Origin of the sequence: Maribacter sp. TH_r10 (genome assembly GCF_033101095.1) — a bacterium.
In the GTDB taxonomy this organism is placed as follows: Bacteria; Bacteroidota; Bacteroidia; order Flavobacteriales; family Flavobacteriaceae; genus Maribacter_A; species Maribacter_A luteus.
This window is the reverse complement of the sequence record NZ_JAWMPY010000003.1, coordinates 37,553-53,008: the sequence shown is the minus strand read 5'-3', so window position 1 is coordinate 53,008 and position 15,456 is coordinate 37,553. Positions and strand designations below refer to the sequence as shown.

At 42.4% G+C, this 15,456-nt stretch carries 8 protein-coding genes; all 8 read left to right on the top strand.

Annotation, left to right across the window (positions count from 1 at the left end):
* Positions 1 to 7: 7 nt before the first annotated feature.
* The 8 genes from R3X28_RS09650 to R3X28_RS09615 all read left to right on the top strand — a co-directional run bounded on the left by R3X28_RS09650 (position 8) and on the right by R3X28_RS09615 (position 15,409).
* Positions 8 to 1,711 (top strand): FAD-dependent oxidoreductase, encoded by a 1,704-nt coding sequence (locus R3X28_RS09650; protein WP_218944454.1) that lies wholly within the window; start codon positions 8 to 10, stop codon positions 1,709 to 1,711.
* Entirely contained in the window at positions 1,708 to 2,433 is a 726-nt protein-coding gene (locus tag R3X28_RS09645; RefSeq protein WP_317664116.1) for a GDSL-type esterase/lipase family protein, read from the top strand. The genes R3X28_RS09650 and R3X28_RS09645 overlap by 4 nt, the downstream gene beginning before the upstream one ends.
* Before the next feature lie 32 nt (positions 2,434 to 2,465).
* The gene (locus R3X28_RS09640) at positions 2,466 to 4,952 is read left to right on the top strand and encodes an alginate lyase family protein (protein WP_317664115.1); all 2,487 of its coding nucleotides are present in this window, start codon (positions 2,466 to 2,468) and stop codon (positions 4,950 to 4,952) included.
* Positions 4,949 to 7,498, top strand: a complete 2,550-nt coding sequence (locus R3X28_RS09635; RefSeq protein ID WP_317664114.1) for a glycoside hydrolase family 95 protein — start codon at positions 4,949 to 4,951, stop codon at positions 7,496 to 7,498. The genes R3X28_RS09640 and R3X28_RS09635 overlap by 4 nt, the downstream gene beginning before the upstream one ends.
* 12 nt (positions 7,499 to 7,510) lie before the next feature.
* The gene (locus tag R3X28_RS09630; RefSeq protein WP_317664113.1) at positions 7,511 to 8,878 is read left to right on the top strand and encodes a family 43 glycosylhydrolase; all 1,368 of its coding nucleotides are present in this window, start codon (positions 7,511 to 7,513) and stop codon (positions 8,876 to 8,878) included.
* Positions 8,879 to 9,089: 211 nt separating this feature from the next.
* Positions 9,090 to 10,655 (top strand): sulfatase-like hydrolase/transferase, encoded by a 1,566-nt coding sequence (locus tag R3X28_RS09625; RefSeq protein WP_317664112.1) that lies wholly within the window; start codon positions 9,090 to 9,092, stop codon positions 10,653 to 10,655.
* 77 nt (positions 10,656 to 10,732) lie between these two features.
* A complete protein-coding gene (locus R3X28_RS09620; protein WP_317664111.1) occupies positions 10,733 to 12,700 on the top strand; it encodes a GDSL-type esterase/lipase family protein in 1,968 nt (655 codons plus the stop codon).
* 39 nt (positions 12,701 to 12,739) lie between these two features.
* Positions 12,740 to 15,409 (top strand): TIM-barrel domain-containing protein, encoded by a 2,670-nt coding sequence (locus tag R3X28_RS09615; RefSeq protein WP_317664110.1) that lies wholly within the window; start codon positions 12,740 to 12,742, stop codon positions 15,407 to 15,409.
* Positions 15,410 to 15,456: the final 47 nt, after the last annotated feature.

Here is a 15,456-nt window from a genome sequence, read left to right as displayed (position 1 = left end):
AATAAATATGAAAAAAAGAATCAACCAATCAAAATTACAATGTAAACCAAAACACATTTTCATCTTGATATTGTGCGCAATGCTTACAGCATGTACATCAACAAAAAAACAAGATACTATTGATGCCGACGTTGTTATTTACGGGGGGACTTCCGCCGCTATCTCGACGGCCGTTCAATTGGTGCGAATGGACAAATCGGTATTGATTGTCTGCCCTGATAAGCATATCGGAGGATTGTCGGCTAGTGGATTGGGATTCACCGATCTAGGGAATAAAAGCGTTATTGGCGGTATTTCAAAAGAATTCTATGAAGAAGTATACAAACATTATCAAAATGAGGAGGCATGGAGATGGCAGCCGAAAGATGAATATGGTAATGTAGGCCAAGGTACCACCGCCATTGATGATGAATATAAAACCATGTGGACTTTTGAACCCCATGTTGCGGAACAGATATTTGAAAATTTCGTTAAAGAGCACAATATTAAAGTAATACGCGATAAATGGTTGGATAGGGAAAACGGGGTTAAGACATCAAATGGGAAAATCACTTCGATTACCATGTTGGATGGTACCACCTATAAGGCAAAAATATTTGTAGATGCCACTTACGAAGGCGACTTAATGGCTGCGGCCGGGGTAAGCTATCACGTGGGTAGGGAAGCGAATAGTGTTTATGGCGAAGAATGGAACGGGGTTCAGAAAGGAGAGTATCACCACAGTCACAATTTTCAGCAATTGAATATTAGTCCTTATGTTATTCCTGGAGACTCTACCAGTGGGGTGCTTCCCCGCATATCAACGGAAGATCCTGGTGAAAATGGAGAAGGTGATCATCGGGTTCAGGCATATAACTATAGATTATGTACGACCAATGCAGAAGGTAATGTAGTCCCTTTCGAGAAACCCGAAAACTACGACCCTGCCGAATATGAGTTATTAAGACGTGTTTTCAGGGGAGGAAGACATTCCATGTTCGGTGGTGGGAAAATACCCAATAAAAAGCGGGACGTCAATAACGTGGGGCCGTTTAGTTCTGATAATATTGGGATGAACTATGAATACCCGGAAGCATCTTATGATAAGAGAAAAGAAATCCTGGAAGAGCATATCAATTACCATAAAGGTCTCCTTTGGTTTTGGGGTAATGATGAAAGCGTGCCTAAAGAACTGCGTGAGGATTTTAAAAAGTGGGGACTTGCCAAAGATGAGTTCGTTGATAACGGCCACTGGCCTTATCAAATTTATGTACGTGAAGCTAGGCGGATGCTAGGGGAATTCGTCATGACGGAGAATGAGATATTGGGAAAGAACAAGGTCGATAAGCCTATTGGGATGGGATCATATACCATGGACTCCCACAATACACAACGTTACATCACCAAAGAGGGATTTGTACAGAACGAAGGTGATTTGGGGGTAGAGCCACCAGGGCCGTATCAGATTCACCTGGGCATCATTATGCCCAAAAAGGAAGAGTGTAAGAACCTCTTGGTCCCGGCAGCGGTTTCCAGTTCACATATTGCCTTTGGTTCCATTAGAATGGAGCCCGTATTCATGATATTGGGACAAAGTGCAGGGACTCTAGCGGCAATGGCGCTTGATGCGGAGATTAGCCTGTACGATGTTCCTTTTGAGGCCTTGGACAAGCAACTTAGGGAAGATGGTCAGATTTTGGAATATAAGGCACCGGAAAATACCGAAAAATGAAACAAGGCCTAAATTGCTTGCTTTTGATACTAACCATGCTTGGACCTAAAACCACTAATGCGCAGGTATTCAATGCGGGTATAGGTGGTAACAATACCAAAAATCTATTGGAACGATTGGATGCCGATGTGCTACGACATAATCCCGATCTGGTTATTGTAATGGTAGGAACCAACGATATGTTGAATTCCAAAAAAATGATTTACTATAGAAACTATGCGCACAATTTGGAGGAAATCATTCAAAGAATAAAAGTTAAGGGGGCAGAGGTGGTTTTAATGACCCCCCCTCCCGTTGATTCGATGTATTTATTTCAAAGACACGACAGAAACGCTTATCGGGAAATACCCAATGTAAAAATGGATTCCACGCGGCAAATTATCAAGAAACTGGCCCGAAAAGACGGTTTAGGGTGTATTGATCTTTTCCAAATCTTCAGTGATATGGGACTGCCCGAACACAACGTGGATCTGTTTTTTAGGAATGAGCGAAATAGTGGTGCCAAGGATGGGGTTCATCCTACGGCGCTAGGATATCGATTTATAGCTGAAACGGTTTTTGATTATTTGAAAATGAACGCCCTATTGAAAAAGGGTCAAAAGTTGGTCTGTTTCGGTGATTCGATTACCCATGGGGCCGGAACTAAAAACAGAGGTACCGTTACCGGGCAAAATTATCCTGCCGTGCTTTCCGCATTAATACAACAGCATTTTCAAAAGTAATGATGGTAAAAACAGAACGGAATAGAACTTAAATGATTGAAATAAAAAAATATCTACTGATTTTAATGGGGTTGACAACCTTTTGGGGTATTGCAAAAGAGTCCCCAAGAGCACAGGTAACGTATACCATCCAATCTAAATCGGCCAAGGCCAATGATACCATTCACTATGGTTTCGAAATAAAAAACGAGAATCAAGTAGCGGAAATTTTTCATTTAAAAATAAATGACCCAAGAACCTTGGCATGTCAATATATGCTATCGGATAGCATTGTCACCCTTAAGCCACAGGAAAGTTATTCCGGGAAACTTCAGGTTATCATTAGTGATAGAATGCCAAAAGGCGGAAAAGAATCCTGTTTTATCACCATTGAAAATGAATTGGGAAACCGTGTTGAAACGTTTGAATTTATCTCGGTTAGGGCAAAAGAGCATCCTTTTTTATTGGTTACCAATGATATTATCAACGAAACTAAGGAGAAAGTGAAAAACTACCCTTGGGCAAAAGCCAATTTAGATGCCATGCTTAAGGAACTGGATGTTTATAAAGTCCCTGAAAGAAAAATTGTCACCAAACCCAGACCTGTAAAAGTCTGGTCTAGTTTTAATTACAGGCCCAATGATAGTGAAGAAGTATTTCGATTGTGTCTGGCATGGAAATTAACAGGAAAGGAGAGCTATAAAGAAAAAGCAATACGATTTATCAAGGAGGTTTGCGATAAGGATGAAGGCTACCTTTCAATAGGTGCTGCTACCTATGGGGTACAAGTTCATGAAGGTAATTTCTTTTTGCACTTGGCGGCAGCCTGTGATATACTCTTCAATGAACCGGAATTCTCGGCTGAGGACAGGGAAAATATAGAAGCAACCTTTCGGTATTATTTGGAATTGAACCGAAAGCATATGGATCCTTTAGGCATTATGAATCACCAAGCAAGTGCCAATGCAGGTGCGATCCTATCCGCATTGTTTTTGCAAGATGTAGCCGAGGTGGAATATTTGACCGAGGCCGATGGAGGAATGGCAGACCAAATAGGAAAAGGGGTTATGGATGATGGTTGGTGGTTTGAAGGAACTGCAAATTATTGCTATTTGGTGGTGCAACGTTATAGTTTGGTAGCCCAGGCATTCCAAAATTATGGATGGGATTTATACCATAGACGTTTTCCCGTAAAATTCAAAAGTAAGGATTTTGAAAACGTTAGGGAAGGTTTTACAGGTATGAAGTTCGATAACTGGGGACCTGTAACCAAGAATACGATCGGATTGGAGGATATGGTTACGCCATACATTCCGTTTATGGATGAAAATGCCAATGTGGTGGCCACCAATGATTCCAATTTAAAAACCCCTGATCCGTTTTATGAATTGGCCTATAGGGCCTACAAGTTAAACGATTTAGCTTGGGTTTTAAGCAAAACCAAAAGGGATTCATGGGTGTCTTTGATGTATGGGGTTCCAGAGTTACCTGAAGTCGGGGATCCAAGAACAGCTTCGGCATTTGCCCCGAATGTGGGATTGGTCGCCTTGAGATCTCATGCAAATAATAATACCCCGGAAGAACAAATTCAAGCGTATTTTAAATACGGAACCCATGGTGGTTGGCATGGGCATTTCGACAGAACCAATATGATTGGGCTCGACCGCAATGGGCATAAATATTTTGGTGCTGAAATGGTTTGGTTTGGGTACGGTAACCCTGGCTATAAAGAATGTGTACAGACATCGGCCACCCATAACATGGTCATCGTGGATGGGTTGCAACAAGAAGCCGTGCCTTCAAAGCAAACGCTGTTTTATAAAGGAGAAATGATGCAGGCTACCGTAGTGGAAACAAAGGCGCGATGGCGAAAGATCCCTACGTGGAATGCTGAAAAATTTCCGCCTTGGGACGATACCGATTATGATGGGGATTTTGAGCCCATTCTGCAAAGACGACTATCAATTGTCACGGATGATTATGTAGTTATAGCGGATTACATCACTTCGAACAAAAAGCATAACTACGATTGGTTGGTTCACCCTGTTGGGTTTCAGACCATTAAAGGGGTAAAAAAGAAAGGAAGGTTGTTGGATACCTTGAGCCATAAAAAAGATTCGCCTTATAAATACTTTGCCAATGCCCAATGGTATAACCTGAATAAAGGTGCGATAGTTGAATTTGATGAAGAAGGGAACAAGTTGGATGTAATCACGCTATGGCCCAAAAAAGCAAGTGCCTTGATTGCCGATTATCCTATCGGGGGAAAACAACGGACAATGAGAAATAACCCGGATAGAAAGACTTATGGTGTGCGTGTGAATGCAAAGGAAACCGAGTTTTTACATGTATTGGAACCTTATAAAGGGGAAAGTGCCATTTCCAAGATAGAAGCCAAAAACTCCAACGAATTCGTGGTTTATCTAAAAGATGGCAGAGAACATCACATAACCCTTGGTAATTTAAAGGAGGGGGATGTTACTGTACACTTGTATGAGGTTGTAAAAGATAAAATTGTACGAACCGAAACAACTAAATGAAAGTAGTGGATATGATGAACAAAACAATTTACCCATTCGGTTTTACCTTGCTTTCGCTATGCCTATGTATATTGGTTTCACGTGTGGGCAATGCGCAAACCACACCAAATCAGGCCTCTGATTTGAAACTCTGGTACGATGCTCCCGCTACCAATTGGAATGAGGCTTTACCCTTGGGCAACGGCCGTTTGGGTGCCATGGTTTTTGGGAACCCTGTAAATGAAAATATTCAATTGAATGAAAGTACACTTTGGGCAGGAGGCCCCCATCGAAATGACAATCCGGAAGCGAAGGGAATTTTGACCGAAATACGCCAACTGCTGTTTGACGGAGATTACAAAGAGGCTCATGACTTGGCCAATGCCAAGATCATCTCGAAAACATCGCATGGGATGCCCTATGAAACCGTTGGGAATTTACGGTTGGATTTTGCAAATCATGGGAATTACTCAAACTATTACCGTGAGTTGGATATTGAAAATGCCATTAATACAACAAAATACACAGTTGATGGTGTAGAATATCGACGTGAAATTTTCACTTCTTTTCCCGATGATGTAATTGTCATGAAATTAACGGCCAATGGAAAAGGTAAAATCAGTTTCAACGCTACGATGGATCGCCCTGAACCCGCAGTGGTTGAGGTGGGTATCGAAAATGATAATGTTTTGGTGATGACCGGGAAGGGCTCCGATCGAAAAAGTAAACGGACCCCCGAGGATGCGCACCCCATTGAAGGCAAGGTGAGGTTCGAATCCAGATTGAAAATCGTCCCCGAGTGGGGCACTTTGAAGGCTTCGGAAAACAGTTTAAGCGTTGAAGGGGCGAACAGTGTTATCATGTACCTTTCCATAGCGACCAATTTTGTCAACTATCGGGATGTCAGTGGCAATGCGCATAAGCGCGCTGTAGCCTTTATGGCCAATGCCGAACGAAAAGACTACCAACGGTTAAAGGCAGGGCATTCGGCTTATTTTCAAAGTTATTTTAACCGGGTCAGTCTCGATTTGGGCAAAACCGATGAGATGGACCATCCAACCGATGTGCGCATTCAACGGTTTAGCCAGGCCAACGACCCCGCTTTGGCCGCCCTTTATTTTCAATATGGCCGTTACCTGTTGATCTGTTCTTCCCGGCCCGGTGGGCAGGCAGCCAACCTGCAAGGGATATGGGCAAACGAACTTTTCCCACCTTGGAAAAGTGCCTACACCGTAAATATAAATACCGAAATGAATTATTGGCCTGCGGAAGCAACTAATTTAACCGAGATGCATGAGCCATTGATTGAAATGGTTAAGGAACTTTCAGTAGCCGGTCAGGAAACCGCAAAAGTCATGTACGGGGCCGAAGGTTGGGTATGTCATCACAATACCGATTTATGGCGTATTTGCGGTCCGGTAGACGGTGCCACTTGGGGCATGTGGCCAAGTGGTGGGTTGTGGCTGAGCCAGCATTTGTGGGAAAAGTACCTGTATAATGGCGATCTGGGTTATTTGCAAGAGGTATATCCGGCCTTAAAAGGATCTGCTGAGTTTTGCCTAAGCTTTTTAACGCCGGAACCGGATCATGGGTGGTTGGTTTTTACACCATCGACATCTCCTGAAAACCGGCCGGCCCATATGCCCAACATGGTGAACATTGCCTATGCGACCACGATGGACAGTCAATTGATTTTTGATATGTTGACGAAAACGTTAGCAGCGGCAAAAGTATTGGACACCGATGCGGGACTCATACGAAAAATCGAAGCCACCCTTCCTCAATTGGCCCCTACCCAAATTGGTCGGCATGCCCAAATTCAGGAATGGATCAATGACTGGGACAGTCCGAATGACAAACACCGTCATATTTCCCATTTATATGCCATGCACCCCTCCAATCAATTTTCGCCTTTCCGTACACCGGAATTGGTAGAAGCCACAAGAAACGTATTGATTTACCGCGGCGACCCTTCAACGGGTTGGAGTATGAACTGGAAGATCAACCAATGGGCGCGTTTGTTGGATGGCAACCATGCCTATAAAATGATGACCGACCAGATTAAATTGGTGGGCAGGCCGGGCTCAAAAGGAGGAGGTACCTATGCCAACATGCTGGATGCCCACCCTCCGTTCCAAATTGATGGTAATTTTGGATTTACTTCCGGTTTAACGGAAATGTTGCTGCAAAGTCATGATGGGGCCATTCATTTGATCCCTGCCTTACCCGATGTATGGCAAGATGGGAAGGTTACCGGATTGCGCGCACGTGGGGGATTCGAATTGGAATCCCTGGAATGGAAAGACGGAGAAGTTGTTAAGGCGGCGATAAAATCGAATTTAGGAGGCATTTGTAGGATCCGTTCCTATACTGAACTTGATTTCGACGATGGAAAGAAATTGGAAAGTGCCGAAGGAAACAATGAAAACCCATTTTATCAAGTTCCAAAGATCAAAGCGCCGATCATTTCGGAAGAAGCCCATTTAAAGGGGTTTGATGTAAAGGATACCTACCTGTATGATGTAGCCACCCAAGCGGGACAAACCATAGTTTTGGTAAAAAAATAAAAGGATATGATTATGGAATCACTAATTAGGAAAAGGGAAATCATCAGCTATTTGATCATGGGGTTATTCATGATCACAACGCATGCGCAAAACCCGATTTTTACACATGTGTTTACGGCCGATCCCTCTCCCCATGTTTGGCCGAATGACGATCGCCTATGGGTATATACCTCCCATGATGAACCCGGTTCCAATAACCATTATGGAATGACCGGCTACCATGCATTTTCCACTACCGATTTGGTAAACTGGACAGATTACGGGCGTATTTTGCATTTGGAGAATGTAGAGTGGGCAGAGAGTCATGCTTGGGCCATGGATGCCGCCTATTACCGGGGAAAATACTACCTTATTTATTGTATGAAAGAAGCAGGGATCGGACTCTTTAGAACGGGTATTGCCCGAAGTGATGTTCCCGAAGGGCCCTTTACCGATCTCGGATATGTTAAGGGGGTGGAATTTGGTCAAGACCCTGCACTTTTTATAGATGATGATGGTACTCCATACCTGTTTTGGGGACACGACCGTAAATGTTTCGCCGCAGAATTGAATGAGGACCTAATGTCTATTAAACCGGAGACCTATGTAGATTTGACTTCCCAATTGACCCATGTTTTCGAAGGCCCGTGGGTACATAAGTACCAAGGGAAGTATTATTTGACTTATCCCGGCTTAACGCCCCGCAGATGGCCCGAAAAAATGTTTTATGCTGTAGCCGATAAACCGTTGGGCCCCTATGAATTCAAAGACGTGTTCATCGACGATTTTGAAGGGCAGAGTGGTACCAACCACGGAGGTACGGTCACCTATAAGGGGAAGGATATCATGTTCTATCACAGTGCATGGCTTTCCGGTGGTTTAAGTGAAACCCGGTCGGTGATGGCAGATTATCTTGAATATGACAAAAATGGGGATATCATTCCGATTGTTCCTTCAAAAAAAGGCTTGGGGAATGCAAAACGTACCAAAACCACCCTCCTTCTTGAAGCCGAGAATGGCTTTGCCGCAGGAGGGGAATTGTACAATGTGATTGTGGATACATGGATAGAAGGGTATAGTGGTAAAGGATATGTTACCAATTTTGATAACCCCTACGATCATGTTTCCATACTCGCACAGGTCGCAAAACCGACAAAATATCGATTTATTGTACGATATGCTTCTCCCGATGGTGAATCGAACCACGATATATTGATCAATAGCCATCAGTATCGAGAGTTTGTTTTTCCAGAATCCGATGTCTTCCGTGAAATTGATTTTGGGATTGTTGAGTTAAAGGAGGGTGATAACCTGGTACGAATATTCAAGAGAAATTGGAAGCCTTCACAGGGGGATTTGGCAATCGATTATATAAAATTGGAACAGGTTTTTGAAGATTGAATTGAGGGAGCACCGCATTAAGTTAAAACCATGGGATTTGGTGCGTGAAGTAAGCAGGAGGTGCCTTGGATGTTAAGCCATTTGGTAGCTTATTACCCTTGGATATGGAAATTTGGAATCCAAATAAGAAGGAGCTATTAAACATACCGCCTTTATTTAAGGGGTTTCCTGAAAATTGATATTTGAAAACGTAATATTAAGATTATAAGTTATGAATAGTACCAAGATAATTGCTGTAATTTCTTTGTTCATGCTTGTTTCGATAGCAGCAGGATGTAAATCTAATTCAGTTCTTGGGAAAGCACATCTAGAAAAGAATACAACACCGCCCAATATTATTTTCTTGATGACCGACGACCAACGTTGGGATAATATGGGATGCTATGGCAAACCCGAGTTCAATACGCCCAATATCGACAAGTTGGCAGCACAAGGGGTTACTTTTGATAAGGCTTTTTATGCGGTGGCCATTTGCATGCCCAGTCGTGTAACGATGATGATAGGCCGCTATAATTCAAATCATAGGGTTGGTTTTGTTGCTCCTGACGATTATACCTTGTCCCAAGCGGATTTTGCAAAAAGTTACCCTGCACTACTTAAGAATGCGGGATACCGTACTGGATTTATTGGAAAAGTAGGATTTACGGTTACAGAAGAAGCTATGCGGCCGAGTACACCGAAAGAACATTTCTACAAGGATCATATGGGAGGGGTCTTCGACTTTTTTGTGGGAAGTGAAACCCGTGATGATAAAGGGTTAGTGATTTGGCCCGAAAACGATCTTGGGCTACAAGAAATATATAGGGGAGGACGCGAAAATTCGGGAAGGACTTTAAGGACCGGAGAGGCCATGATGCGTTTTATTGATACACAGCCTTCGGATCAACCATTTTGCCTGTCCGTGAGTTTTTATGCCGTGAAGCACGATAGGGACAAGGATATGTATATGCCGCATTTTGAACGGTTCAGAAATACCGATATGTCGGTCCCAAATAACTGGGTAGAAGGCAATAACCCTGAATTACCTGAAGTGGTAAAAGAAAATGCCAGAGGAGTCTACTTGCACCGCCAAAGATCGTCTACCCCAGAAATGCATCAGAAACTAGTGCGCCGTTTCGCGACCCAAGGGTACAGCGTTGATGAACAGGTGGGTTTTTTGGTAAAAAAATTAAAAGAGAAGGGGCTATTGGAAAATACGATCATAATCTATACCAGCGACAATGGAAGGTTTCAAGGTTCACACGGATTATTTGATAAATGTCTGTTATACGAAGAATCGATAAAAGCTCCGCTTATCATATACGATGGACGAGTGTCGGCATCAAAACGTCAACGGCGTGAAGATGCGCTTATTTCTTCAGTTGATATGGCACCTACGATAGTCTCCATGGCAGGTCTGGAAATACCGGTAAGTATGCAGGGGAATGACATTAGTGGTGTTTTGAACAAGACACAGGATATGTCCGTATGGCGTGATGCCGTGTTTATGGAGGACTTGTTTTTAGCGGAAATGTTCTCTAATCGGTATACTGGTAACGTGGACGAAATCAATCAGAATCTAATAGCATCGAATAAATCATATCGCAGCAGAGGTGTGCGTACAGACCATTGGAAATATATTGTTTACTACGAACACCATCCAAAGATTGAAGAGTTGTATGATATGGATAATGACCCTTCGGAACAGAATAATTTAGTGAATGACCCAGGGCATCTCGAAATATTGAAAAAACTGAGAAAAAAAACGGAGGAATTGTATAAAAAGGCGATTGAGTAATGATATTTCAGTACTAATTAAACAGTAGAATAGGGTGATTCTAATATTATGTAATTCAGGTAATGGTAAAAAAATAGATGAAGAATAGAGGTTTATTTGTATTTCTTTTTACAATATTTTCCACTTTATCAATGGGCTATGGGCAATCCACCGTTGACGAAGTGGCTGTAGGCACATGGAAAGGATTTGAACGTATAAATTTCATGTTTGATGGTAAGGAAGCACATCTTACGCGTCCGGAAAAACCTTTACCCGGAAATCCATGGTTATGGCGGGCCCGTTTTCCCGATTATCATGCCGAAATAGACAGTGTACTCCTGACTAAAGGTTTTCATATCGCTTATGTAAATACCAATAACCAATTTGGTAGCCCTAAAGCGGTAGAAGTTTGGAATGGTTTTTACGATTACCTAACAACGACTTATGGGTTGCAGGACAAGGTCGCTTTACATGGGCATAGTCGGGGAGGATTGTTCATCTACAACTGGGCGAAACAAAACGCTGAAAAGGTTGCTTGTATTTATGGAGATGCGGTAGTATGTGATTTTAAAAGTTGGCCCGGAGGTTTTGGAGCTAGCAAAGGAAGTAAAAAGGAATGGCAAGTTTTAAAGACCGAATACGGATTCGATTCAGATGCAGAAGCCAAAGCCTATAAAAACAACCCAATCGATAATTTGGATGCACTGGCTAAAGCAGGTGTGCCGATTTTACATACCGTTAGTTTAAAAGATGGGGTTGTACCCCCAGATGAGAATTCATTATTACTCGTTCAAAATTACATCCATGTAGGGGGGACTGCAACGGTATCACCTTGTAGTTCCGGTATCCAAAAATCCAATGGGCACCATTATGATATTGACAATCCGAAAATGGTGGTTGATTTTATCATGAGGCATAGTACTGAAAATAAATTGTTGGATGCTTCAAAATTCCATCGGATGGGAAATGGCCTTCATAATAGCAGGATTCAGTTTGAGCGTAATAAAAAAGGTCGCGTTGCTTTTCTTGGTGGGTCGATTACACATAATGGCGGTTGGCGAGATAGTATCTATACGTATTTAAAAACGAGATTCCCTGAAACCGAATTTGAGTTCATAGCGGCCGGAATCCCTTCTATGGGAACCACACCAGCTGCATTTAGATTGGAAAGGGATGTGTTGTCAAAAGGGGAAATCGATTTGTTATTTGAAGAGGCGGCTGTAAACGATGCCACCAATAAACGAACCGAAACAGAGCAAATAAGGGGAATGGAAGGTATTGTCAGACATCTACTCAAATCCAACCCGATGATGGATATCGTGATGATGCATTTTGTAGATCCGGATAAAATGAAGACCTACCGTGCCGGGAAAGTGCCTGAGGTGATAAAAAACCATAATCGGGTGGCAGAACATTATGATATTCCGACCATCAACTTGGCAAAAGAAGTCACCGAAAGGATCGATCATGGCGAGTTTACCTGGGAAAAGGACTTTGAAAACCTTCATCCATCACCTTTTGGTCAAGGGGTTTATGCCCGATCAATGCTTCAGTTTCTTGATAAGGCATTTGTGGGACATATAGACAATGATGATAAGATAAAAGCGCATGCATTACCTAACCCTTTGGATGTTTTTGCATACGCGAATGGTGTTTTCATCGATGTTTCCGATATCAAACTAAAAAAGGGATGGAAGATCGATCCCAATTGGAATCCTAATGACGGCAAAAGCGTTCGACCCAATTATGTGAATGTACCTATGTTGATCAGTGAATCGCCAGGAAGCACGTTACAATTGACTTTTGAAGGTAATGCCGTCGGAATTGCAATTGCGGCGGGGCCAGATGCCGGAATTATTGATTACCGAATCGATAGGGGGAAGTGGCAAAGATTGAATCTATTTACCCCATGGAGTACGTCGCATCACTTGCCATGGTATTACACATTAGCCAGTGGGTTAACGGGGAAAAAGCACCGATTGGAGTTGAAAATAACCAATGAAAAAGAAGAGCAAAGTAATGGACATGCATGTCGCATACGGTACATATATGTAAATATACCATAGAAGCAGGATAGTATGCTCAAAAAAATAAACACACCCTCAATGAAAAAAAGCATTTTAAAACTAAAAAATAAATTAACTATGGTAAGATATACATCGACCCTAAGTATTATTGTAATAGTGTTATTGGCAGTAGGCTGTCAATCAAAATTCAAGTATAATGTTGAGAAATCAGAGCATGCCGTAACGATTCATCAAGATAGCCTGATAATCAATATCGAGATAGTTGATAAAGCTATTATTCATGTTAGAAAAGAGATACAAGGTACGCAGGAATCAACCCTTCCGGATTATGTTACCATCTTGGAGCCCCAAAATGTTGCTTGGGATTTATACGAAAGCGAAGATCGCATAACCATACGTACAGAGGCATTAAAAGTCTTGATCCATAGCGATGGTACGATCGAGTATACATCCAAGGAGGATACGAACCTTCTGTCAGAGACCAATGAAATGACCTTTATTGAACCGAATAATGAAGATGGGCATACCGTATCCCAAGCCTTTGTAGCCGATGATGAAGCCTTATATGGCTTAGGCCAATATCAAAGTGGTATCATGAATTGGAGAAACGTCCCCATGCGACTACAACAATACAATCAAGAGATCGCGATTCCATTCTTGGTTTCCACAAAAGGATATGGTATCTACTGGCATAATTACAGTCTAACGGATTTCAATACTCCTCAAAATGAGATCCAGTTCGCTTCATTGGGCAATGTTCAGACCAAAAACAACACTAAGGAAATTGTCGTAAATGGCGAAAAGGAAGATGTTGCAGCTCATATTTCAAAGGAAGAGGCCGCGAAAAACATCCGGGAAACAACTTTTACGCCCACTAAGACAGGTGAATATACCTTTATGGCCCTAAGCGATAACAATGGTCGTATGCGAGGGGAAATCAGCGTGACCATAGATGGGGATGGTATTATCAACTACTCCACCATATGGATGCCGCGAAGATATTCGGGCAAAAAATATTTGGAAGCAGGAAAGGAATATAAAGTGGTGTTCCAGAATACAGGGGCTAAAATACCTGGAAAATTATTCTATAACGAGCCCGATTACAACAAAACCGTTTTTAGTAGTACGGCAGGGAATGCCATAGATTATTATTTGGTGCGGGGAGATAACCCAGCAGAAGTCATTTCACGATACCAAAACTTAACCGGAAAAGCACCTATGTTTCCCAAAAGTGCTTATGGTTTTTGGCAATGTCGTGAGCGATACCATAACCAAGAAGAATTATTGGCGAATGCCCATGAGATGCGGAATAGGAAAATTCCTTTTGATAATATAGTACAAGACTGGTTTTATTGGCCAAAGAAAACCAAAGGTCCTGAGTGGGATAAAGCTAAATATCCAGACCCGGATGCCATGGTTGATGAGTTAAAAGTGTTGAACTTGAAGTTAATGGTTTCTGTGTGGCCGGAGGTAAAGAACGAGCGTTTGGAAGCGAAGTACGACCTAAAAAAAATCAAAAGTAGCAACTATGTGGATATTTATGATGAAGGGGTTAGCGAACGGTTTTACCGTATGTTAAGTGATTCTATGTTTCACAAAGGGGTAAGCGCTATTTGGTTGGATGGAACAGAACCGGAAGGGGTTCGGGATACAAAAGTCAATACCGCTGTCGGACCTTATGCAAAAGTTCAAAACCCCTATTCACTATTGGTGACCAAAGCGATGTACGAGGGAAGAAGGGCGGAATTTCCCAACGAACGTGTTTTTAACCTGACCCGTTCTGCCTATTCCGGACAACAACGCTATGGAGCCACTTCATGGTCTGGTGATGTGGAGGCTTCTTGGGAGCAACTTTCAGAACAGATTCCGGCCGGACTTAATTTTACCATGGCGGGGGTACCGTATTGGACCCACGATATCGGAGGTTTCTTCAGGGATTCAAAGTCTATTAACCCTAGCTTTGATAGCCAATATACGAATCCGGAATTCATAGAATTATTGACCCGTTGGTTCCAGTTCGGTACGTTCAGCCCTATTTTCCGTATCCACGGTTACGTGTCCGAAACTGAAATTTGGAGGTATGGACAGGAGTTTGAAAATACGGCCCGGAAGTTCATCGATTTAAGATATCAATTGATGCCTTATATCTATTCTGAAGCTAGGAAAGTGACTAACGAAGGTGCGCTGTTGATGAGTCCGTTGGCCTATCAATACCCGAATGACAAGAACACCTGGGGGATCAAGGACCAATTGTTTTTTGGGGAATCCATGATGGTCGGTATTGTGACCGAATACCAAAAACGTGAAAAGGAAATGTATTTCCCACAAGGCGAATGGTATGATTTCTGGACCAATGAAAAAATAGAGGGCGGAAAAATCAATACGGTAAAAGCGGAACTTGATGAAACGCCCCTGTATGTAAAGGCAGGAAGTATCATTCCGTTTGGCCCCAAAGTACAATATGCCACAGAAGAAACCGATGAACCCCTACGATTGAAAATATATCCCGGTAAAGATGCTGAATACACCCTTTATTTTGATGATAGCGAATCCTATGACTACGAAAAAGGGGAATATTCAGAACTTAAGCTGCATTATTCCGAAGCCGATAAAACACTTGAAATCGCGAATGGTAAGGATGATTTTATCCATTTCAAGGATAACCCTACGGATTTGGTTATCGAAGTCATTGGGGGCAAAACAGAAAGCGTCCTTTACAACGGTACGGACATGAGCATAAACCTATAAGAAAACGAAATTCCATGACAATATCCACTACGCGATTTTGAAGCAAT